Source organism: Niallia sp. CD-39 (genome assembly GCF_059874745.1).
The window spans coordinates 301,857-325,505 of sequence record NZ_JCBCPS010000002.1 but is presented as its reverse complement, the minus strand read 5'-3'; the positions used below and the strand labels follow the sequence as shown (position 1 = coordinate 325,505).

At 38.9% G+C, this 23,649-nt stretch carries 22 protein-coding genes; 2 read left to right on the top strand and 20 right to left on the bottom strand.

Annotation, left to right across the window (positions count from 1 at the left end; genetic code table 11):
• Positions 1-55: 55 nt before the first annotated feature.
• The 7 genes from AC6F34_RS07920 to prfA all read right to left on the bottom strand — a co-directional run bounded on the left by AC6F34_RS07920 (position 56) and on the right by prfA (position 6,423).
• Positions 56-496: a low molecular weight protein arginine phosphatase gene (locus tag AC6F34_RS07920; protein ID WP_500770769.1), complete on the bottom strand. Its 441-nt coding sequence runs from the start codon at positions 494-496 to the stop codon at positions 56-58.
• 448 nt (positions 497-944) lie between these two features.
• On the bottom strand, positions 945-1,457 hold the full coding sequence (locus tag AC6F34_RS07915) for a manganese efflux pump MntP (RefSeq protein WP_500770979.1): 513 nt from the start codon (positions 1,455-1,457) through the stop codon (positions 945-947).
• A 119-nt stretch (positions 1,458-1,576) separates the two neighbouring features.
• Positions 1,577-2,623 (bottom strand): L-threonylcarbamoyladenylate synthase, encoded by a 1,047-nt coding sequence (locus AC6F34_RS07910; protein WP_500770767.1) that lies wholly within the window; start codon positions 2,621-2,623, stop codon positions 1,577-1,579.
• A 161-nt stretch (positions 2,624-2,784) separates the two neighbouring features.
• Positions 2,785-3,246, bottom strand: coding sequence for a GNAT family N-acetyltransferase (locus AC6F34_RS07905; RefSeq protein WP_500770765.1), 462 nt, complete (start codon positions 3,244-3,246; stop codon positions 2,785-2,787).
• 89 nt (positions 3,247-3,335) lie between these two features.
• Positions 3,336-3,980, bottom strand: coding sequence for a stage II sporulation protein R (gene spoIIR / locus AC6F34_RS07900; protein ID WP_500770763.1), 645 nt, complete (start codon positions 3,978-3,980; stop codon positions 3,336-3,338).
• A 501-nt stretch (positions 3,981-4,481) separates the two neighbouring features.
• A complete protein-coding gene (gene prmC / locus AC6F34_RS07895) occupies positions 4,482-5,342 on the bottom strand; it encodes a peptide chain release factor N(5)-glutamine methyltransferase (protein ID WP_500770977.1) in 861 nt (286 codons plus the stop codon).
• Positions 5,343-5,349: 7 nt separating this feature from the next.
• The gene (gene prfA, locus AC6F34_RS07890) at positions 5,350-6,423 is read right to left on the bottom strand and encodes a peptide chain release factor 1 (protein WP_500770761.1); all 1,074 of its coding nucleotides are present in this window, start codon (positions 6,421-6,423) and stop codon (positions 5,350-5,352) included.
• Between the two features lie 234 nt (positions 6,424-6,657).
• Here prfA and AC6F34_RS07885 point away from each other — a divergent pair, with 234 nt between their 5' ends.
• Positions 6,658-7,632, top strand: coding sequence for a DMT family transporter (locus tag AC6F34_RS07885; protein WP_500770759.1), 975 nt, complete (start codon positions 6,658-6,660; stop codon positions 7,630-7,632).
• Positions 7,633-7,748: 116 nt separating this feature from the next.
• Here the strand turns inward: AC6F34_RS07885 and AC6F34_RS07880 are convergent, their stop codons facing one another.
• From AC6F34_RS07880 to AC6F34_RS07840, 9 genes are all read right to left on the bottom strand, one after another.
• The gene (locus AC6F34_RS07880) at positions 7,749-8,186 is read right to left on the bottom strand and encodes a hypothetical protein (protein WP_500770757.1); all 438 of its coding nucleotides are present in this window, start codon (positions 8,184-8,186) and stop codon (positions 7,749-7,751) included.
• 121 nt (positions 8,187-8,307) lie between these two features.
• Positions 8,308-8,922 (bottom strand): thymidine kinase, encoded by a 615-nt coding sequence (locus AC6F34_RS07875; protein WP_500770755.1) that lies wholly within the window; start codon positions 8,920-8,922, stop codon positions 8,308-8,310.
• A 128-nt stretch (positions 8,923-9,050) separates the two neighbouring features.
• On the bottom strand, positions 9,051-9,254 hold the full coding sequence (rpmE, locus tag AC6F34_RS07870; RefSeq protein WP_500770753.1) for a 50S ribosomal protein L31: 204 nt from the start codon (positions 9,252-9,254) through the stop codon (positions 9,051-9,053).
• A gap of 121 nt (positions 9,255-9,375) precedes the next feature.
• A complete protein-coding gene (gene rho, locus AC6F34_RS07865; RefSeq protein ID WP_500770975.1) occupies positions 9,376-10,653 on the bottom strand; it encodes a transcription termination factor Rho in 1,278 nt (425 codons plus the stop codon).
• 379 nt (positions 10,654-11,032) lie between these two features.
• Positions 11,033-11,995, bottom strand: a complete 963-nt coding sequence (glpX, locus tag AC6F34_RS07860; RefSeq protein ID WP_500770752.1) for a class II fructose-bisphosphatase — start codon at positions 11,993-11,995, stop codon at positions 11,033-11,035.
• Positions 11,996-12,063: 68 nt separating this feature from the next.
• A complete protein-coding gene (murA, locus tag AC6F34_RS07855; RefSeq protein ID WP_500770750.1) occupies positions 12,064-13,350 on the bottom strand; it encodes a UDP-N-acetylglucosamine 1-carboxyvinyltransferase in 1,287 nt (428 codons plus the stop codon).
• Positions 13,351-13,617: 267 nt separating this feature from the next.
• A complete protein-coding gene (gene fsa / locus AC6F34_RS07850) occupies positions 13,618-14,262 on the bottom strand; it encodes a fructose-6-phosphate aldolase (protein WP_500770748.1) in 645 nt (214 codons plus the stop codon).
• A gap of 67 nt (positions 14,263-14,329) precedes the next feature.
• Positions 14,330-15,187, bottom strand: coding sequence for a class II fructose-bisphosphate aldolase (locus AC6F34_RS07845; protein ID WP_500770746.1), 858 nt, complete (start codon positions 15,185-15,187; stop codon positions 14,330-14,332).
• A gap of 170 nt (positions 15,188-15,357) precedes the next feature.
• The gene (locus tag AC6F34_RS07840; RefSeq protein ID WP_500770744.1) at positions 15,358-15,726 is read right to left on the bottom strand and encodes a response regulator; all 369 of its coding nucleotides are present in this window, start codon (positions 15,724-15,726) and stop codon (positions 15,358-15,360) included.
• Positions 15,727-16,025: 299 nt separating this feature from the next.
• On the opposite strand from AC6F34_RS07840, the gene AC6F34_RS07835 reads away from it, so the two are divergent.
• Positions 16,026-16,556 (top strand): DUF2529 family protein, encoded by a 531-nt coding sequence (locus AC6F34_RS07835; protein WP_500770743.1) that lies wholly within the window; start codon positions 16,026-16,028, stop codon positions 16,554-16,556.
• A gap of 70 nt (positions 16,557-16,626) precedes the next feature.
• Here AC6F34_RS07835 and pyrG read toward each other — a convergent pair whose 3' ends face one another.
• From pyrG to AC6F34_RS07815, 4 genes are all read right to left on the bottom strand, one after another.
• A complete protein-coding gene (pyrG, locus tag AC6F34_RS07830) occupies positions 16,627-18,228 on the bottom strand; it encodes a CTP synthase (RefSeq protein WP_500770741.1) in 1,602 nt (533 codons plus the stop codon).
• A gap of 299 nt (positions 18,229-18,527) precedes the next feature.
• The gene (rpoE, locus tag AC6F34_RS07825; RefSeq protein WP_500770739.1) at positions 18,528-19,073 is read right to left on the bottom strand and encodes a DNA-directed RNA polymerase subunit delta; all 546 of its coding nucleotides are present in this window, start codon (positions 19,071-19,073) and stop codon (positions 18,528-18,530) included.
• A 592-nt stretch (positions 19,074-19,665) separates the two neighbouring features.
• Positions 19,666-22,926: a fused isobutyryl-CoA mutase/GTPase IcmF gene (icmF, locus tag AC6F34_RS07820; protein ID WP_500770737.1), complete on the bottom strand. Its 3,261-nt coding sequence runs from the start codon at positions 22,924-22,926 to the stop codon at positions 19,666-19,668.
• A gap of 35 nt (positions 22,927-22,961) precedes the next feature.
• On the bottom strand, positions 22,962-23,609 hold the full coding sequence (locus AC6F34_RS07815; RefSeq protein ID WP_500770735.1) for a TetR/AcrR family transcriptional regulator: 648 nt from the start codon (positions 23,607-23,609) through the stop codon (positions 22,962-22,964).
• Between the last annotated feature and the right edge of the window lie 40 nt (positions 23,610-23,649).

Here is a 23,649-nt window from a genome sequence, read left to right as displayed (position 1 = left end):
TCAGCACTCGTCCTTATCAAAGAAGCCTTCATCGTATGGCTGACTTGATCCCTTGTTACTTTCCTAACTTTCGTACAAGCGTGTCTATATCCTTATTCAGCTCATGAAACGTCTGTCTGTAATCATCAATTGAGCCACCAAAAGGATCTGCTACATCCCCCTTAGACGTTTCTCCAATCCACTCTCTTAATGTTGATGTTTTTGAGCTCGCCTCAACAAACTGCTGAATGACAGCATACTTATGACTAGATGTCATTGTAATAATATGTGTTGCCCAGTCCACTAACTCTTTCGTAAGTCGCTTAGACTGATGTTGGATATCGATATTTGCATCTTTTAATACCGATTTAGAATGCTGTGATGCATCCGCACCATCCGTAGCAAAAACACCGGCTGATGCAACCTCGACATCTTGAAGCGATTTAGCTTTTAATAGAGCTTCAGCCATTGGACTTCTACACGTATTACCTGTACAAACAAATAAAACCCTAATCATTTCGTAGCCCCCTTCTTTTACATTATAAGCCAAAACTCCTAGTTTCCATAGTTATAAAAAGAAAAAATGTCGAATAATGAAGAGAGAACCACGTACGTATTACTTCCTATATCGTACATATTTTGAATACCTTTATAAAAAACGCGAAAAGGCGAGCGTCAATTAATGGAAGAAATAATTAGCGAAACCTATGTGGCACTATCGATAGTCTCACCCTTATAAGCCTCCATTAAGAATTACTACGCCTTGTGTGCTAGACTAAAGAACCAGTGTCGCCTGTAGAGTGAACATTAAAATTCGTTCTCTTCTAGAAAACAGTTAAAGGAAGAATTATACATTGTAAATATCTTAATAAAAATAAAAAAGGAACTGAGCTTCGTCAATTCCTTATACATCGGTCTATTTTTTGTTAAAAGTCTATTTATGTAAGTTAGACCTTACTAGTCTGTTAGAAAAATAATAGTTTTAAGCCAAAGAGTAACAGAATACTTCCTCCTAGAGACTCGCTATAAGAACCAAGCACCCCTTGAAACCTTCTTCCTATTAATAAACCAACCCATGTGAGCATCGTAGCCACTATTCCAAAGATAGTTAAAACGACTGCTGAGCGTGCTCCAAAAATCCCTAAGGAAAGACCGACAGAAAAGCTATCTAAACTTACGCTAACGGCAAACAAGATCAACCCAAAACCTACAGGTGAAATTAAGCTGCCCGCCTCTTTGCGAAAGCCGGAAATGAGCATTTGCAGCCCTAAAATTAAGAGCAATCCCCCGCCCACATATGTAGCCACACTACCAAGCTGTTCGGATAAAAACCGACCTGCTACCATTCCAATCAACGGCATAATCACATGAAATAGTCCAACTGTTATGCCAATCTTAAAAACTTGGCGCAGCCTTAGCCTAAACATTCCCATCCCTAACCCAATAGAGAAGGCGTCCATCCCCAAAGCAACCGCCATTAATGTAATTGTAATCAACTCTCCTAATAACTCTGGCAAATACCCCCGCCCCCTTGGACTTGCTATTCCAACATATGCAAGTCCACAGCGATTTAGAAGGCGATATACCTTTTTAGTTATTATTTATATGAGATGACCTGATGATTAGCTGCTTTCATTAGCCGATTCATAATCGCATCTCCTACTCCTTCTGTAGGAAACATTTCACTATATATAATATCTACCTGTAAGGCATCGAATTGACGTAAACAATCGTACAAAGATTCTGCCACACTCGATAAATTACCTCGAGATCCACATGCTAAAACCGCATTCGCTTTGTAAGCATCCTTTGTTTCATTGGTGGCTAGTACACCTACTTTTAATCCTTCACTTTGTCGCTCATCGATCAACTGTTGAATTTGTTCAACTGTTCCATCTACTAGGATACAAGGGGCAATTGGAGCGTAATGCTTGTACTTCATTCCTGGAGATTTCGGGGCATGAAGTTCACTTTTTAACGCTGGGTCCATAGCCACATCACCAATCACTTCAATAATTTGTTCTTTCGTAATTCCTCCTGGGCGTAAAATCGTCGGAATTTCTACCGTACAGTCAATGACTGTAGATTCGACTCCAACACCTGTTGGCCCACTGTCGACAACACCTGAGATTCTGCCCTGCAAATCATCTAATACATGTTGAGCAGTTGTCGGGCTTGGACGTCCAGATCGATTAGCACTTGGAGCTGCAACCGGCAAGCCTGAAGCCCTTAATAAAGCTAATGCAACTGGGTGATCCGGTATGCGAACTGACACAGTAGACAACCCAGGTGACACCTTCGTCGATAAACAATTTTCCTTCTTATCAAAGATAATTGTTAATGGTCCTGGCCAAAAAGCATCCATTAATTTTATGGCCGATTCTGGAACACGCTCTACGAATTCATGTAATTGTGCTTGATCTGCAATGTGGACAATTAAAGGATTATCGCTCGGTCTTCCTTTAGCAGCAAAGATTTTTGCCACCGCTTCATCCGCTCTTGCATTTCCGCCTAAGCCATATACAGTTTCAGTTGGAAAAGCAACTAGTTCATTATTTAATAGTTTTTCTGCTGCCTGTGTAATTTGTGGATAACCAACTATATTATCCACATTTTTATCCACGGACCATCGAATTGTTTCCATATCTTTTCACCTTCAAAAATCAATCATTGTAATTATTGTATCACTTATGTTTTCTTCATTTTTAATCACATACTTTTGAAAGTATAAAAGAAGATGGTTGATTACTCAAGCCCTTATCCACAATTTGTGCATAATTACCGTAATTATGTGAATAACTTTACTTACTTATCCACATTATTAAGCGAGATTTTCAAGAAATAGCAATTATCCACATTAAATACAGATTGCCAATGAAACGAATGCTCTAACGACTGTGGCAACTCCTCTTTCTTCACGCTCTTAAATCCTAGTAAAGAGAAAAAAGGCATTGTCGCTTGTTTGTTAGAAGCTAAATACAACGAATCGATCTGCTTTTCCTTAGCTAATAAAAGAATTTGATTCATTAAATGCAAAACATCCTGCTCTCCTGCCTCTGTACGGATTGCTAATGATCGCAGTATTCCATAGTTGCCATTCGGTTCAATTCCGATTGTAGCGATCATTTCACCATCCGTATTCTCCCCAATTAAAAAGTAATCCACATATTCTTCTACACCTTCTATCCCCAAATTCGCCTCTAGCAAAAACGAAACGACCTTTTGTATATCTTGCTCTTGTGCTTTTCTTACAATATCAATTGCCATTTCTATTCCTCACCTTCCAACATAATATGGTTCATTTATATGAAAGGAAATACTAGAATAGAACAACTAATAGGTTTCACTCTACTAAATCATCCGAAGATACGATCAAAAAGCTCGAATAAGAAAAACTTCACCTTTACCGGCTCCTCATCCTCTCCTGTATAAACAGGCTCTTCCAATGGTTCTTCCTCATTGTTTTCAGCCTCTTCCTCAAACCCTTCACTCACTGCAACTCCATTGGAAAAGTCTAAAAAACATAATGGAGGAAATAAGACACACCACCAATTCGCTCCACTTCCCTCTCCAATCGTAATCAAAATCGCCTCATACTCACCAGCCGGATATAAAAACTGACCATAAAGCTTTGTCGGGAAACTGACCCTTGAAAAATCAAGATTTACGTCATCCGTTGACTGGTGACTTCGAACGACTTCTTCTGCAATTTGTTGAAGCTCACCCAAATTCTCTTTTAAAAGCGAGCGCGCTTCATCTAAAGAAGTTAATTTAGACACCCATTCAGTAATTTGCTCATTTACCGCATCACGAACTTCTCTTTTAATCTCTTGATCTTTGCTCCCGTCACTATTTGCTAATATACGTAAACGAATCGCTTCACTTGGAATGACAAGTGGCTCATCCGCAGTTGCTTCAATTTGTGGTGCATAGTAACTAATAATTGTAGAAATAGAAAGTAGAATAATATATAATGCCGCAGAAAACTGTTTTATCTTCATTGTGTGACACCGCCCTTTCGATATCCCCATTGTGGACAATATCGCGGCTTCTTAAACTAGCAATTTATAAAATTATATTTATTCTTTTGGATGTTAGGGGGATTTTACGATTTTCAGAACCTTGTGATGTTTCCGAGAAGTTTTGGGGTTTTCCGATAACCTTGAGACGTTTCCGGAAACTTTTAGGAGTTTTCCAACAAACTTAGGATGTTTCCGATAACTTTTTCGGTTTTCTAGGAAATTAACCATTAACAACTTTTGTTCTTACATTAACAACTATGAAGGCATTTCAACAACTTTCATATCTATATCAACAACTACGAGGGTATTTCAACAACTATGAGGGTATTTCAACAACTATGAGGGTATTTCAACAACTTTTGTTCTTACATTAACAACTATGAAGGCATTTCAACAACTTTCAAGCCTATATCAACAACTATGCTCCGATATCCCCTCCCTCAAAAAAAGAGTACTGCGCTTAGGCAGTACTCTATCTAATCAACAACTCAGTTCAGCAAATACCATTCGATCCTTTTTATTTAGATCAAAAACTACTTCAACTTTTGCTTGCGGAAAAGTTGTGCGTAATAGCTCGGCAACTTCTTCACCTTGGTTAACACCAACTTCAAATCCAATTAAACACTTTTCATTGACAACATGTGGTAGCTCATTCATCATCTTGCGGTAGAGATCCAATCCATCTTCCCCTGCAAATAAAGCACGATGTGGTTCGTGTTCTAAAACGACATCAGACATCCATTCTTGATCTTTCAATGGAATATAAGGTGGGTTTGAAAGAATGATATCAAATCTCTCACCAGCATCGACAAATGGACTCAGTAAATCTCCATTCATAAAACGGATTTCTCCCACTCCATGCTCATTAGCATTTTTTACTGCTGCTTTCAATGTATCACCATTAATATCCGTTGCCGTAACGGTAAGATTTGGAATTTCACACTTCATTGTGACTGCAATGGCACCACTCCCAGTTCCGATATCAACTACTGAAAGTTGCTTTTCATCTGGAAACAGTTGCTCTATTCGTTTAATTGTCTCAAATACGAGCTCTTCCGTTTCAGGTCGTGGAATTAACGTATGTTCGTTTACTAGAAATTTCCGACCATAAAACTCTTCATATCCCATCATATATTGAATCGGCACACCATTTACATGTTCTTCTACTGCTTCCTCAAATGATGTTGAAACATCAACAGTTAACGGATCATGTAATGAAGCAAACAGTTGGGCTCGGCTCATTTTCGTAAAATGTCTAAGCAATAATTCCCCCGCGTTTTCATCTCGATTCGCTTCCTTTAAACGAGAAGAAGCCCATTTAAGGGCCTCAAATACAGTGATCGGTTGCTTACTCATTTGAAGCACTTTCAAGTTTTGCAGATTGTTCTTCTAAGATTAATGCATCAATGACTTCATCAAGCTTTCCTTGAAGGATTTGATCAAGCTTTTGAATTGTTAATCCGATACGGTGGTCAGTCACGCGGTTCTGAGGAAAGTTATACGTTCTAATTCGCTCTGAACGATCTCCAGTCCCTACAGCAGACTTACGTTGTTGATCATATTCAGCACGTGCTTCCTGCTGGAATTTATCATAAACTCGAGCACGTAAAACCTTCATCGCCTTTTCTTTGTTTTTAATTTGTGATTTTTCATCTTGGCAAGAAACAACAACACCTGTTGGTAAATGCGTTAAACGCACAGCGGACATCGTCGTGTTAACACTTTGTCCCCCCGGTCCACTCGAAGCAAATGTATCGACACGTATGTCTTTATCATTGATTTGGATTTCAACCTCTTCCGCTTCAGGTAATACCGCAACCGTAGCAGTAGACGTATGAATACGACCACCAGATTCCGTCTCTGGCACACGTTGAACCCGATGGGCGCCATTTTCAAATTTTAGCTTTGAATAAGCGCCATTACCATTGATCATAAAAATAATCTCTTTGTAGCCACCGACTCCTGTCGTGCTTGCTTCAATGACATCAATCTTCCAATTTTGCACCTCAGCAAAACGACTATACATTCGATATAAGTCTCCCGCAAATAATGCGGCTTCATCACCACCGGCTGCACCACGTATCTCCAAAATTACGTTTTTATCATCATTAGGATCTTTAGGGATGAGCAAGATTTTTAGACGAGCTTGCAATTCTTCTACTCGATCATCTAATTCTGCCAGCTCCTCTTTCACCATTTCACGCATGTCATTATCTAATTTTTCTTCCAGCATCGCTTTTGCATCTTGGTGCTGTTCTTTCACCACTTTGTATTCACGGTATGCATCGACTGTTTCTTGGATATCCGATTGTTCCTTTGAAAACTCACGTAATTTTTTTGGATCATTAACAATTTCAGGGTCACTCAATAACTCATTTAATCTTTCATAACGATCTTCAACTGCTTGTAGACGATCAAACATAATTACTCACCTCATTTTTTCATAAAAGCGGTCTTACATCTATATAGACAATTACAATTTCTAATTTTCACCCATAACAGTCTAATTATAGTATAGCAATGAAAGGTAGTCAAAATGAATAGAGCACGATCTGCTACGTATAAAATTCTGATTATTAAAACAATTTATTGATATCAGCTTCTAACTTGTATAATATTGAGCATATGACCTTTTAACAAAGTGAGGATTTTCAAGATGAGAGCCATTCTACTAGGTGTTTTATCTGCATTCTTTTTTGCATTTACGTTTGTATTCAATCATTCAATGGAGTTAGATGGTGGTAGCTGGCTTTGGAGTGCCTCTCTACGCTATTTCTTTATGATTCCACTTTTATTCATCATCGTACTTTGGAGGAAAAACACGAAGCAATTATGGCTCGAAATGAAGAAGAAACCACTTGAGTGGATTTTGTGGAGTTTTGTAGGGTTCGGGCTATTCTATGCGCCGCTCTGCTTTGCCGCTGCATATGGTCCAGGCTGGCTTATTGCTAGTACCTGGCAAATAACAATCATTTCAGGTTCATTGCTCGCTCCACTTTTCTATGAAACGTACACATCTAAAAATGGAGAGAAATTAAAGATTAAAGGGCAGGTTCCACTTCGAGGGTTACTGATGAGCATGATCATCTTATTGGGTGTTGCCATCATGCAATGGGACCACGCAACAGGAATTTCTTTAAAGGACACATTACTATGTGTTGTGCCAATAATCATTGCATCATTTGCCTATCCACTTGGCAATCGGAAGATGATGGCTATTGTTGAAGATCGCCTTGATGCGTATCAACGTGTATTGGGGATGACGATTGCCAGTCTTCCGCTCTGGTTCATTTTTAGCGCTATTGCCTTATCGACTGTAGGCTTGCCAAAAAACAGTCAAATCATCCAGTCAGCCTTTGTCGCCCTGTTTTCTGGTGTGTTTGCAACTGTATTATTTTTTGCTGCCACTAATCTAGTGAAGCATGACATGCAAAAGCTTGGTGCTGTGGAAGCAACTCAGTCAATGGAGGTGCTCTTTGCACTCATTGGAGAAATGCTGCTACTTTCCAGTCCATTACCTTCTCCTATAGCCCTATCAGGAATGGCACTCGTCATTGTAGGCATGATGCTACATAGCTATATTTCTACAAAGGCCATTCGCACACCCAGGATGACTGAAGCGGATCGTTAACGATCCCACTCAGACTGTTGACAAACGTTTTCAAGACAATCTGAGCTTTTATCTGATAATTAATAATGTCATGAAATACATGTAGACAAAGTCGGCTTTAGACTTTGTCTACATGCTTATTTCTCTTCCATCTTTACTTCAACTTCTAGAGTTGGGAATGCCTTTACGAGCAGCTCATGCAATCTTGCTTGCAAGTAAAGCTTGTGTTCTTCTGTTTTTATATCCTCAGTATATGCCGTTACCCATAATTGACGACCATTTACCCATACAGATCCTGGTTCGTACCCAGCTTGTTTGATGACTGCGCGAGCATTTGTGACATAGTCGTTATCGTTAGTAACATCACTACTGTCATTAAGACTAATGAAACTCGGATTGCGCTCAACCGTCGTTCGTTTTCGATAATCATTTACCTTTTCATCACGGTATTGCAAGAGTGAGCCTACTCCATCTCCGTACTGATTATTCTGCTCTCTACTTTCAATCTGAGTGCCATTCGCCTGACAACTAGCTAGGAATATAATGAACAGGAATACAATGAACAACTTTTTCATCTGCTCACCTCCTATACAATAGGATGTCCACAACTTCGTTTTATACAATACTTTATGTATAGAAACGTATTTAAAACACAAAAAAGAGTTCAGAAATAGACTTCCGAACCCTTCACGTAACTTATTGATTTTTTATAGTGGCGTTCTGTACCACTTCTGGAGCAGAACGAACGACATGATGATGACGACAACGCGCTTCATAAGCTTCAGATGCACCGACTAAAATAACCGGATCATCATAAGAAGCTGGTTCCCCATTTATTAATCGCTGCGTTCGACTAGCTGGAGAACCACATACTGCACATACAGCTTGTAATTTTGTAACCAATTCTGCAATTGCCATGATCTCTGGCATTTTTCCAAATGGCACCCCTCTGAAATCTTGGTCAAGACCCGCTACAACGACACGATAACCACTATTCGCCAAGTGCTGAACTACATCAAAGATTTCATCGTCAAAAAACTGTGCTTCATCAATGGCGACGACATCAGTATCAGTAGAGATGAATTTAAAGATTTCTGTTGAATGCGAGATAGGTCTTGCGATAAAAGAAGAACCATCATGCGAGACGACTGCATCACTTTTATAACGATTATCAATTTGCGGCTTAAATACCTCAATAGTTTGCTTTGCGAATTCCGCTCTTTTTACTCTTCTAATTAGTTCCTCGGATTTTCCAGAAAACATGCTTCCGCAAATAACTTCTATCCAACCATGGTGCTTCATTACATACACGAATACACCACTCCTTTCCACCACACTTGTACACAATCACATCATTAAGTACGTTTATAAGTCTATATTATGAAAGAAAAAAACAGGCAAGAAAAGCACTTGCCTGTTTTTGATGTTTATACAAATGATTACTTTTTAAGGCCGTATTTTTTGTTGAAACGATCAACACGTCCGCCAGCTTCAGCGAATTTTTGACGTCCTGTATAGAATGGGTGGCACTCAGAGCAAGTTTCAACACGGATTTCTTGTTGTACAGAACCTGTTTCAAACTCGTTTCCACATGCACATTTCACCAATGCTTTTGAATAGTTAGGATGAATTCCTGATTTCATTCTTTTCATCTCCTTTATGCCCTGAATCTCTCGAAACAGAGTTATATATACGGTTGAACCGTATTGAAAAAACACACTGACGTTATTATAACAACTTGATTCATTTTTTGCAAGCGATGATTTACGATCCGCTTTGATTACGCTTTGCTTTCATTTCCTCAGATAATTGAGCAAAAAAATCTTCATTTGATTTCGTTTGTTTCATTTTTCTCATAAACTTTTCGACGAAATCTGGAGTATCCGTCATCGATTTTCGAATAGCCCAAAGCATATCTAAGCGATCTTTCTTAACAAGCAACTCTTCTTTTCGCGTTCCAGATCGACGAATGTCAATTGCAGGGAAAATTCGACGCTCAGCTAATGATCGATCTAAGTGTAGTTCCATATTTCCTGTCCCTTTAAACTCTTCATAAATCACATCATCCATACGAGAACCTGTATCAACTAAAGCAGTTGCTAAAATCGTTAAGCTTCCGCCCTCTTCAATATTTCTGGCTGCACCAAAAAAGCGCTTTGGACGATGAAAAGCAGCAGGATCAATCCCTCCAGATAACGTTCTTCCACTTGGAGGAATAACTAAGTTATAAGCACGTGCTAAACGAGTAATACTGTCCATTAAAATGACAACATCTCGCTTGTGCTCGACAAGACGCATTGCACGCTCTAGAACGAGCTCAGCTACTTTAATATGATTTTCTGGCACTTCATCAAATGTAGAACTTACTACATCCCCCGCTACCGAACGCTCGATATCCGTCACTTCCTCAGGACGCTCGTCTATTAAAAGTACAATTAGTTCAGCTTCTGGATGATTTGTCGTTACGCTATTGGCAATTTCTTTTAGTAGCATTGTTTTCCCTGCCTTTGGGGGAGCTACAATCAATCCACGCTGTCCAAATCCCACTGGAGCAATTAAGTCCATGATTCTTGTGGAAATATGTCTTGATGTCGTTTCTAAATTCATTTGGCGATTAGGGTATAAAGGTGTCAAACCAGGGAAGTGGACACGCTCTTTTGAAGAATCTGGGTCATCTCCATTGACTGCTTCCACTTGCAGCAACCCGAAGTAACGTTCATTCTCTTTAGGAGGTCGTACTTTTCCAGAAACTTTGTCACCATTTCTTAAATCAAAACGACGGATTTGTGACGCTGAAATGTAAATATCTTCTGAACTTGGAGAATAATTAATCGGTCTTAAAAAGCCGAAGCCTTCCGACTGTATAATCTCCAATACGCCTTCCATGAAGAAGTACCCTTCTTGTTCCGCTCTTGCTTTAAGAATTGCAAAAATCAATTCCTTTTTCGAAAGCTTGCTATAGTAAGATACTTTATATTCCTTTGCATGTTCATATAGTTCTTTTAATTTCATATTCTCTAAACTAGATATATTTAAGCTCATTTCTACACCACTCTTTTGAATTTTCAATCTTTAATTCCCTCCGTATGCAACCATTGATTAGAAGTGATAATGAAAAGAATTCGTTCCTTGGGGACTTCCGAAGTTTGAGAAGAACTTTACGAATAAGAAGAACATCTTTCAATACGATATCTATTTTCTATGCGAATCATTTGGTATAGCATCCAATTCAATGAAGATAAGAAGCATTTTGAGGGCTGTACATTCGATATAACTTTTGAGGATTACTTTCGTAAAACAATTACTATTTTACCCTTCTTATGAAAAATTAATCAACTGGAATTTTAAATGACTTTAAAATTATGCCAATATTTGACTACAACAAGCCTATTTTGGCTTGTTGTAGTCAAATGAAAACAGTTTATTTAATGACTAAATTTGGCTTTTTCTTAAAGCTATGGCGCCCTTCAACAAAGCGAACAGTACCAGATTTTGCACGCATTACAATGGAATGTGTTGATCCATAAGAGCCCTTAAACTGAACCCCTCTTAATAATTCTCCATCTGTAACCCCTGTTGCTGCAAAAATGGCATCATCACCCTTCACAAGGTCTTCCATTAATAGTACCTTATTTACATCTAGTCCCATTTTTTTGCATCTTTCAAGCTCTGCATCATTTTGAGGCATCAACTTTCCTTGGATCTCACCGCCTAAACACTTCAAGGCTACAGCAGCTAGAACTCCTTCTGGAGCTCCACCTGATCCGAACAGAATATCAACACCTGTGTGATCAAATGCTGTATTAATAGCAGCTGCTACATCACCTTCATTAATCAGCTTAATTCTTGCTCCTGCTTCACGAAGCTGTTTAATGATGTGATCATGACGTGGACGATCAAGTACAGTCGCTACTACATCTTCAATTTCTTTGTTTTTTGCTTTTGCAACAGCTTTTAGATTGTCAATGACGCTTGCATTGATATCGATTTTCCCAACAGCTTCTGGTCCAACCGCGATTTTATCCATGTACATATCCGGAGCATGAAGAAGATTTCCATGGTCAGCAATGGCTAGTACAGCTAATGCATTCCACCCACCAGATGCAACGATGCTTGTCCCTTCAACTGGATCTACAGCTACGTCAACACGTGGTCCATATCCGGTACCTAGCTTTTCACCAATGTATAGCATTGGTGCTTCATCCATTTCACCTTCACCAATGACAACCGTTCCCTTCATAGGGATTGTGTCAAAGATGTCTCTCATTGCACTAGTTGCAGCTCCATCTGCTTCATCCTTCATTCCGCGTCCCATCCAGCGTGCTGACGCTAAAGCTGCTCCTTCTGTAACACGCACCAATTCCATTGACAAACTTCTTTCCATTGAATAATCCTCCCTATATTCCAAAAAGCGTAAATCGCTCTCATTTATCGTTCTATCCCCACGATTACTTAAGCATTTTTCATTTGCTCAACTTCAGCCGGCGAGAGTTTTTCACGCCATATTGTCGCTCCTAATCCTTCGAGCTTTTCTACTAAATGGCTGTAGCCGCGATCAATATGCTCTAAACCTGTAACTTCTGTAACCCCATCAGCCATTAGACCTGCAATAACAAGAGCTGCTCCTGCACGTAGGTCACTCGCTTTTACCTTTGCTCCTTGCAAAAGTACTGGACCGTTCACAATTGCAGAGCGACCTTCTACTTTAATGTTTGCATTCATGCGTCGCAGTTCATCGATATGTTTAAATCTAGCACCATATATAGTATCTGTTACCATACTAGTACCCTCAGCTCTTGTTAATAAAGAAGTGAATGGCTGTTGTAAATCGGTTGGAAAGCCAGGATATACGAGAGTCTTAATGTCTACAGCTTTCATTTTATCTGCACTGCCGACAAAGATTTGCTCATCTTGTGCCTCTATTTGAACACCCATTTCTCTTAACTTAGCTGTCAATGATTCCATATGATGAGGAATAACATTGTCTATAACAATTCCTTTTCCTACTGCTGCTGCAAGAATCATATATGTTCCTGCTTCAATTCGATCAGGAATAATTGTATGCTGACAACCATGAAGTTCGTCAACACCATCAATGCGAATTACATCCGTCCCTGCTCCTTTGATTTTTGCACCCATATTTGTTAATAGAGTCGCAACATCAATAATTTCAGGTTCTTTTGCGGCATTTTCAATAATCGTTCTTCCTTTAGCACGAACGGCTGCAAGCATAATATTAATCGTTGCTCCAACGCTGACTACGTCTAAATAGATTCGTGCACCACGTAGTTCCTCTGCACGCAAATAAATCGCACCTTGTTCATTCGTAACCTCAGCTCCAAGTGCTTCAAAACCTTTTATATGTTGATCAATTGGCCTCGGTCCTAGATGACAGCCACCAGGCAAACCAATCACTGCTTTCTTAAATCGACCGAGCATTGCCCCCATTAAATAATAGGAAGCTCTTAATAGCTTTACTTTTCCATTTGGCAGGGGCATCGAAATCATATTGGATGGATCAACCGTCATATTTTGATCATCAAATGACACGGTTCCTCCGATTTCCTCAAGCAACCCTTTCAAAATCTGAACGTCAGAAATGTCTGGTAATCCTTCGATTGTTACAGGCGATTCTGCAAGAATTGTAGCAGGTATTAAGGCTACTGCGCTATTTTTTGCTCCACTAACCCGAACAGTACCCGTTAAAGAATCTCCACCTGCAATCATTAGCTTTTCCATTGTGATCTCCCTTCTCGCCGTCTTTATTCCATGACTCTATGTTAACATATGTCTTACAATTACGTACCATCTTACATCGTATAGCTCAAAATGAATAGCGACTAAAGATAGACCTTTTCGTATTTTAGTTTATACGAATCTTCCTAGTTCATATACCAAAATTGAAAAAATCGTTATGTTTAGAAAAGTACAACTTTTAGGGGATGGGTTAAAGAGACATCATAGAGTGATGACACTCTATGATGCTAAAGTTAACAAATATGGAGGTTAACCGCGATTATTCCAATCCGCTAAAAACGCTTCGATTCCTTTATCTGTTAACGGATGATTGAACAATTGGTTAATAACTTTCAGCGGAACAGTCGCAATATGCGCACCGTGCAATGCTGCATCAGTGACATGCTGTGGATGTCTAATAGATGCGGCAATGATTTCTGAATCGATCTCATGAATTGCAAAGATATCAGCAATTGTTGCAATTAAATCCATGCCGTTATGTCCGATATCATCTAAGCGGCCTAAGAATGGAGAAACATAAGTTGCTCCTGCTCTAGCAGCCAGCAACGCTTGGTTCGCACTAAATATTAGTGTGACATTCGTTTTTATGCCTTCCTTCGAAAAAGCATGTACAGCTTTTAAGCCGTCTGGCGTCATTGGGACTTTTATCGTGATATTAGGAGCAATTGCAGCAAGTTCCTTCCCCTCTTTGATCATGCCTTCTGCATCTAATGCAATGACCTCTGCACTTACTGACCCGTCAACAAGCTCCGTGATTTCACGCAGGCGATCTGGGAATGACACATTCTTCTCTTTTGCAACTAGGGATGGGTTTGTCGTTACCCCAGATAAAAGACCTAATGCATGTGCTTCCTTAATTTCTTCTAAATTAGCTGTATCAATGAAAAATTTCATGATGCTTTTCCCTCCTAATGTGGTTTTATACATAAGTGAACCGCCAACTTGTGGCGGCTCAAACTTTTTACGCTTTACCAGATGAACCGAATTCGCGCATTTTGCCAATGACTGTTTCTTTAATTGCTTCTCTAGCCGGTCCTAAAAACTTTCGTGGATCGTATACTTCTGTATCTGCAGCAAGTACTTCACGAATCTTCTTAGTAGAAGCGATTTGATTCTCTGTATTTACATTTATTTTAGCCGTTCCTAAAGAAATGGCTTTTTGAATATCTTTCGTTGGAATACCCGTTCCACCATGTAAGACTAGAGGAACATTTGCTAGTTGGCCAATCTCCTCCATCTCAGCAAATCCAAGATTTGGTTCCCCTTTATAAGGACCATGAACAGATCCTAACGCTGGAGCTAGACAATCAATTCCAGTGCGCTTTACAAGCTCGTCACATTCTTTTGCATCCGCATAAATGACTCCGTCTGCAATCACGTCATCTTCTTGTCCACCAACTGTTCCTAATTCAGCTTCTACTGATACACCTTTTGCATGAGCATATTCCACTACCTTTGTAGTTACTTCTACATTCGTTTCAAAAGGGTCATGTGAAGCATCAATCATAACAGATGTGAAGCCAGCTTCAATTGCCTCTACACATTTCTCATAGCTAGAGCCGTGGTCTAAGTGAATAGCAACTGGTACAGTGATCTTATAATCTTCTAGCAAACCTTCTACCATTTTCACTACAGTTTTAAAGCCACCCATATAGCGGCCAGCACCTTCAGATACACCCAAAATTACAGGTGATTTCTCCTCTTCAGCAGCTTGAAGAATCGCCTGAGTAAACTCCAAATTATTTAAGTTAAATTGACCTATTGCATAACCTTCTGCTTTTCCTTTGATGAGCATATCAGTCATTGATACTAAAGGCATAATGGTTTCCTCCTTAAGATGATCAGCATTCTATCTCTCGAAAACTTTTACAAAATTGTATATGTAATGATCTGTCTATCTTGACCATTAGAATTCATCTGTATCATACCAAAATAAATAAGGAAAGCGCAAGGAGCCCGCATATCACAGACATACAGATAATCCATTCCTTATTTTGGTACAGGTATATACTTTTTCACTGCTGCACGAATGTCATCAATATCAAAAGGCTTTGCAAAATGAGTGAGTGCTCCCAAGTCCTTAGCTTCTTGAATCATGTCTAGTTCTCCGTAAGCAGTCATAATAATGACACAAATATCTTTATGATTTACGCGCATTCGTTTTAAAATTTCAATTCCATCCATTCCAGGTATTTTCATATCAAGAAGGACTAAATCTGGTATATGCTTATCAACAATCTCTAAAGCCTGTACACCATTTGCTGCTTGATACGTTTCATACCCTTCCTTTTGCAATACCTCATTTAACAAAATCCGGATTCCAAATTGATCATCAACAATAAGTATTTTCCCCTTCATTTATAGCACCTCTTCACAGTGGATTTTTTACTTTTATCCGAATGCTTATATTTGGCAATATATACACTGTATGTTCTCTACTGTCACTGTTAATTCCTGCATTCACTTAAAAGAAAAAGTGGCCGGGTCCTATGTTTTCACTTAGACAAATGTTGATAAGGAATCATAAGTTCCTTGTCTTCAATAAATATGATAATATACATTGTGTTCAATTCATCATTCTTTATGATCAGAACCGAAATATGACAGTAGCTCCACATTGATAAAAGATTACCCTTAAGCTTAAGGAGGAATGCATGATGTTAAAAATGTTTTCAACCCAATTAACTGGACTTTTCACGCGCATTCAATCAAATGCTAGTATAGAAATAGAAGATAGCGCACGCTTGCTTGCACAGGCCACTGCTGGAGCAGGTAAAATTTATTTATATGCAACAGAAGAAATGAAAGCAGTAACGAATGAAGCAATATTTGGACATGAGCCTCTAGATAACGCTTATGAGTGGAACGATCATTCAGATAAAAGCTCCATCACTTCAGCTGATCGTTTTTTGATCATCATTAGAAGTCAAACTGATGAAAAAGCTTATGAATTAGCACACCATTTAGCAGACAAGTATATTCCTTTTGTTACAATAAGTGCCTCTGACGCAAAAGATGACTTTGATATCGCTCAGTTAGCTGATATCCACATCGACCTTGGGATGAAGAAAGGATTGCTACCTGATGACCTTGGTAATCGCTACGGCTACCCTTCAGGTATGGCGGCGCTATTTGTCTATCATGGAATTAAGTTCACAATTGATGAAATTCTTACTGATTATCAATAAGTTACAGTTTAAAGCTCCTAATTCTCTAATAGAATTAGGAGCTTTCCATTATATTATAACAACTAATTTCTTATTCCCCTTGTAATACCGAAGCACCAACAAAATCACGGAACAATGGTTGTGGACGCGTTGGTCTTGAGATAAACTCTGGGTGGAATTGCGATGCAACAAACCAAGGATGATCTTTTAATTCAATGATTTCAACTAAGCGACCATCTGGACTTGTTCCAGAGAAAACAAAACCTGCCTTTTCCATATCTTGACGGTAGTGATTGTTGAACTCATAACGATGACGATGACGCTCATAAACCACTTCATCTTTATACGCTTGATATGCAACGGTTCCTTCTTCAAGCTTACATGGTTGTAATCCTAAACGAAGTGTACCGCCTAGGTCCTCGATGTCTTTTTGTTCTGGTAATAAGTCGATAATTGGATGTGGCGTTTCCGGCTGAATTTCAGCTGAGTTCGCACCCTCTAATCCAACGACATGTCGAGCGAATTCAATTGAAGCTAGCTGCATGCCTAAGCAAATTCCTAAGAAAGGCTTTTTGTTTTCACGTGCATAGCGAATTGCTTCAATTTTCCCTTCGATCCCTCGATCACCAAATCCACCTGGAACTAGAACACCATCAACTTCTTCTAGTAAAGCGCTCACGTTTTCTTTTGTTACATTCTCTGCATTAATCCATTTAACTTCAACATCTGCATCATGTGCATAACCTGCATGTTTTAATGCTTCAACAACTGAAATATAAGCATCTTGAAGTTCAACATACTTACCAACGAGAGCGATTTTCGTTTTCTTTGTAAGATTTAATACTTGATCTACTAACTGCTTCCATTCTGTCATATCTGCTTCTTTGCAATTAAGATTCATATGATCACAAACAATTCGATCTAAACCTTGATCTTGCAGTGCTAATGGGATCGTATATAAAGTATCCGCATCGCGACACTCAATAACAGCTTCTTTATCAATATCACAGAATAATGCTAGTTTATCTTTCATTTCTTGAGAAATTGGCATTTCAGTACGAACAACAACAACATTTGGCTGAATACCTAAACTTCTAAGCTCTTTCACACTATGTTGAGTCGGTTTCGTTTTCATTTCTCCAGCAGCTTTAATATATGGAACTAGCGTACAATGAATGTACATCACATTGTCACGACCTACATCGCTCTTGATTTGACGAATTGCTTCAAGGAATGGAAGTGATTCAATATCTCCTACCGTACCTCCGATTTCGGTAATGACAACATCTGAGTTCGTCTCGTGTCCAGCACGAAATACTTTGTCTTTAATTTCGTTCGTAACATGTGGAATAACTTGAACTGTTCCACCGTTGTAATCTCCTCGACGCTCTTTTTTCAAAACCGTTGAGTAAATTTTTCCAGTAGTTACACTGCTATATTTCGTTAAGTTGATATCAACAAAACGCTCATAATGACCTAAGTCTAAATCCGTTTCCGCTCCATCACCAGTAACGTATACTTCCCCATGTTGATATGGACTCATCGTACCAGGGTCAACATTAATGTACGGGTCGAATTTTTGGATTGTCACCGTTAATCCTCTGTTTTTTAGTAAACGACCAAGTGAAGCCGCGACAATCCCCTTACCTAATGACGATACTACGCCGCCCGTTACAAAAATATACTTTGTCATGTCAATTCCTCCTTGAAAGATAGTTTGTGCAATTTGTCCTAGAATGACTAGTGTATTTTTTCAATTACATCGATCATATGATGAACCAAAAAATAAAGATATAGTAAGAAATAAGAAGCATAGTAATGGAATGATGGTGTTTTAAATGCAAACGATTGCTCAATTTTGCTTGCAGAAAAAACAAAAACGCCCCACTTACTTTACATAAGTAAGGGAGCGCTAATTTCTTATCATTTAATCCGTTCCTTTTTTAAGGAGCCCAAAAAAGATTCTACATTCGTTCTACCTAAATGTCAAGGTTATAAATTCTCTTCATCGTCCTCGTCTAGGTCCTCATCTTCATCATCAAGTTCCTCGTCATCAAGGTCGTCAATGATCTCGTCGTCGTCCTCTTCAAAGTCTTCGACATCTTCATCATCTTCTAGAAGATCTTCATCGTCCTCGTCTAAGTCATCGTCTTCGTAATCATCTAGATCATCGAATTCTAAATCCTCTTCATCTAGTTCTTCGAAGTCATCCATATCTTCTTCTGATCTCTTCGTCTTTTTCTTCTTTGGCTTGATCACTGTTACGATCTCTTCTTCATACTGATCTACAGGGTACCATGTACGTAGACCCCAACGGTTGTCTCCTAGCCCAATGAAGCGCCCATCAATATTAATATCTGTGTAAAACTGAGCGATTCTCGTTTTTACTTCTTCATCAGATAAATCTAATAAACTCTTCACTTCTTCCATGATTACATGAAAAGGTGCCGGCTCCTTTTTCGCCTTTAATAATTCATATGCCACTTCAATCAATGACATTTCTTGTAATTGCTCTTTTGAGTATTCTTTTAACAACAAAAGCACTTCCTTTCCCTATGTACCGATCCAATCGATTTTACTGTTTATAATAGAATGATTTCATTATAAAATGAACAACTTCATTTTTCACACATATTCTTCATTATAAACAATTTATTCGGCTTTATGCTACCAATATCTCTACAAATCCCACTTTTTTCTATCACTGATTGCTTGCTGCATGCTTATTGAATATTAATTGTGTAAATTTCTTATTAAAGAAAGAGGTCATTTAAATAGTTTTAAAAACATAATAATGAAGACTACAGCTAACAGAAAAAAAGGAATCGCCCCAAGTTGGAACTGATACAAAAAATATGAAAGCACAAAAAACAAAGGAATCCATAAAACGAGTAAAACCTTTTTCAAACCCTCACTTCCCCATATCCGATGTACATTTGAAAACGGATGAATGAACAACCGTTTTTTTCTCTGACAATAGTCACACTTATAATGTACCTGATATCACTTAAGTTGTGAATAAATAGCATGCATTTATTCATTTTAGAAATATTAATCCATTCATAATCCTTTTACAAAATGAAGCCAATGGAGGACGGTCTTTATTTCTCCATTGGCTTATGTGTAAAGGTTACATATTTCTTCGGTATTGTCCGCCCACTTCATAGAGTGCTGTAGTGATCTGCCCTAAGCTGGCATACTTTACAGTTTCCATTAATTCCGCAAAGATGTTTCCATTTGTTACAGCTGTTTCTTTTAATTTTTGCAGCGCTACATCACTTTTTTCTTTATTAACCTCATGAAATTTACGAAGGTTTGATATCTGCAATTCTTTTTCCTCTTTTGTCGCACGTGCCAGCTCCATGTTATCTAAGTCATCCTCTGATGGGGGATTCGGGTTTAAATACGTGTTTACACCGATGATAGGTAATTCACCTGTATGTTTTTTCATTTCATAATACATTGATTCATCTTGAATTTTCCCTCGTTGGTACTGTGTTTCCATTGCGCCAAGTACACCACCGCGATCATCGATGCGTTCAAATTCACGTAACACCTCTTCCTCTACCAAATCCGTAAGCTCATCAATAATAAATGCACCTTGCAGTGGATTTTCATTTTTTGATAAGCCATGCTCCTTCGTAATGATCATTTGAATTGCCATTGCTCGTCGCACGGATTCTTCCGTAGGAGTTGTAATCGCCTCGTCATAAGCATTTGTATGAAGTGAATTACAATTATCCTGCAACGCCATAAGCGCTTGCAATGTTGTCCTTATGTCATTAAAGTCAATCTCCTGAGCGTGGAGTGAACGGCCTGATGTTTGAACATGGTATTTGAGCTTTTGGCTTCGCTCATTGGCACCGTATTTATCTCGCATTACTGTGGCCCAAATCCTTCTTGCTACCCTTCCGAGCACTGTATATTCTGGATCTAAACCATTTGAAAAGAAGAAAGAGAGATTAGGTGCAAAGTCATCAATATTCATACCTCTACTTAAATAATACTCTACATACGTAAAACCATTCGATAATGTAAAGGCTAACTGGGAAATAGGATTGGCTCCTGCTTCTGCGATATGGTAGCCAGAAATCGATACAGAGTAGTAGTTGCGCACCTTTTGATCGATAAAATATTGTTGAATGTCTCCCATCATTCGCAGCGCAAATTCGGTTGAGAAGATACAAGTATTTTGCCCTTGATCCTCTTTTAAAATGTCCGCTTGAACGGTGCCTCGTACTGTCTGTAATGTGTACGCGCTCACACTTCTAACTTCTTCATTCGTCAGCTCTCTTCCGAGCTCATTTTGTTTAACCTCAAGTTGCTGCTGAATTGCTGTATTCATAAACATCGCTAAAATGATTGGTGCTGGGCCATTGATCGTCATTGAAACAGATGTCGTTGGATGACATAAGTCAAAGCCTTTATATAATGTCTTCATATCCTCCAATGTACATATATTTACTCCGCTTTCTCCGACTTTCCCATATATATCAGGTCGATAATCAGGATCCTCCCCATATAAAGTAACGGAGTCAAATGCTGTACTCAAGCGCTTAGCTGTATCATCCTTTGATAAATAGTGAAATCTCCGATTTGTTCTTTCAGGAGTTCCCTCTCCAGCAAATTGACGTTTTGGATCTTCACCCTCACGCTTAAATGGAAATACTCCAGCCGTGTATGGAAAAGAACCTGGTACATTTTCACGATATACCCAACGGATAATCTCTCCATAGTCCTTATACTTCGGTAGAGCCACTTTCGGAATCGCTAACCCCGAGAGACTTGTCGTTTTTAAAGCGGTTACAATTTCTTTATCACGAATACGAGTTACGTACTGATCTCCACTATATTTCTGCACAAGTTGTGGCCAATCAGTCATGATTTTTCTAGATTCAACCGTAAGCTTCTCTTCTGTATTTGCTTTTAATCGCTCCAAAGTGTCCAAAGCAGGGTTTCCATTCTCAACTTCTTTTAACGCTTCGATTGCACCCTCTAATTGAAATATTTTACGGGCTAGATTTGCTTGGTCTTCTGCCTTTTTATGATAGGAGCGAACAGCTTCAGATACTTCCCTTAGGTAATAGCGCTGATCGTTGGGGATAATAACGTTTTGTTTTTTGACCACCTCGTCCTTGGAAAAGCGGGTGATCCATGTATGGCGAGTTCTCTCATTTAATAATTCGATTAGTGCAGCAAATACAGCATTTGTACCTGGATCATTAAATTGACTTGCTATTGTTCCAAACACAGGCATTTCGTCAAGCTCTTTCTCAAATAACATTCTGCTCCTCTGGTATTGCTTTTGGACTTGGCGTTTTGCATCTTCAGAGCCTTTACGTTCATACTTGTTAATGACAATCAGGTCAGCATAATCAATCATGTCTATTTTTTCTAACTGCGAAGGTGCCCCGAACTCACTTGTCATCACATACATTGATGCGTCACAAATATCGGTGATTCCTGCATCACCTTGGCCAATTCCGCTTGTTTCAACAACAATTAAATCAAATCCAGCTGCTTTTACAACTGAGATAGCATCTTGTATTGCTAACGAAAGCTCGCTTCTTGACCGTCTAGTTGCTAAACTACGCATATAAACTCTTCTATTAAAAATCGCATTCATTCGAATTCGATCCCCTAGTAAAGCACCACCCGTTTTCTGCTTAGTTGGATCTACAGATAAAACCGCCACTCGCTTCTCTGGAATCTCATGGATAAATCTGCGAATCAATTCGTCTGTTAATGAGCTTTTTCCTGCACCTCCTGTTCCCGTAATCCCAAGCACAGGTACATTTTGCTCTAACGCCTTCACTTGATCAAGGACTGATTCAATGGATGCACTCACTTCTGCGGTTGTATTTACATGATGCTCAGCAACAGTAATCAAACGGGCTATCGCGTTAATATCACCTGTTGGTAAAAGGTCAAGTTGTGCTTTTGTATTCTCAGAAAAAGTAGGAAAATCACATTCCTTTAGCATTCTATTGATCATGCCTTGGAGACCATTCACTCTGCCATCCTCTGGTGAAAAAATGCGAGCAATGCCATATTCATGGAGTTCCTTAATCTCCTTTGGAATGATGACACCTCCACCTCCACCATATATCCGAATATGCGGCGCGTTTTTTTCTTGAAGTAAATCATGCATATATTTAAAATACTCTACATGCCCACCTTGATAAGAGGAAATAGCAATTCCCTGTACATCTTCCTGAATGGCAGCAGTTACAACTTCCTCTACAGAACGATTATGACCAAGGTGAATAACTTCTGCTCCGCTTGATTGCAAGATTCTGCGCATAATATTGATTGAAGCATCATGGCCATCGAATAAACTTGAAGCTGTTACAAAGCGAATGTGGTTTTTTGGCTTATAGATTTCTGTCATTTTGCTCCTCCTCTAATGGATAATTCTAAAACATCTCAATTTTCAGAATAAACAATTCGTCCTTCTCCTTTAATGCCTTGTAAAAGCAATTCTGTTTGCAATTGTATATATTCATCGATTGTATACATCTTATGGAGAGACCACCTACGAAATGCCCACATCTGCCCTTGCACAAAAATATTGTGAGAGATCATTTTCACTTCTTCCTCCGATAATGTTAATTCACCATTTTCGACACATTGCTGGATGACGTATTCGAACATGCCTACCATTTCTATTTCCTTTTTTAATACATAGGGAAGTGCGTCTTTCGATAGAGATTTTACCTCTTGATACATGACAAGTACTTCATCCTGCATTTCATCAACAACTTTAAAATAATCAGCAATCCCTTGTGTTAAACTTTCTAATGTGCCTTTTTTCGTGTCTAACCCTTCCTGCAATCTTTCACTTACTTGATCATAAATGCTGTCACATACTAAATAAAGGACATCCTCTTTTGTTCGTATATATTCATATAATGTACCGATACTAAAACCTGCTGCTCTTGCAATCTCTCTCGTTGTCGTTCGGTGGAATCCTTTTTGGATAAAAAGAGTGACAGCGCCTTTAATCATTTCGTCCCGTCTTTTCTTCACAAGCTTTTCATCCTTAACAGATGCTTTTACCTCTCTCTTGCTCATCTCTTCATTCCAACCACCTTCAATAGACAACCAATTGTAG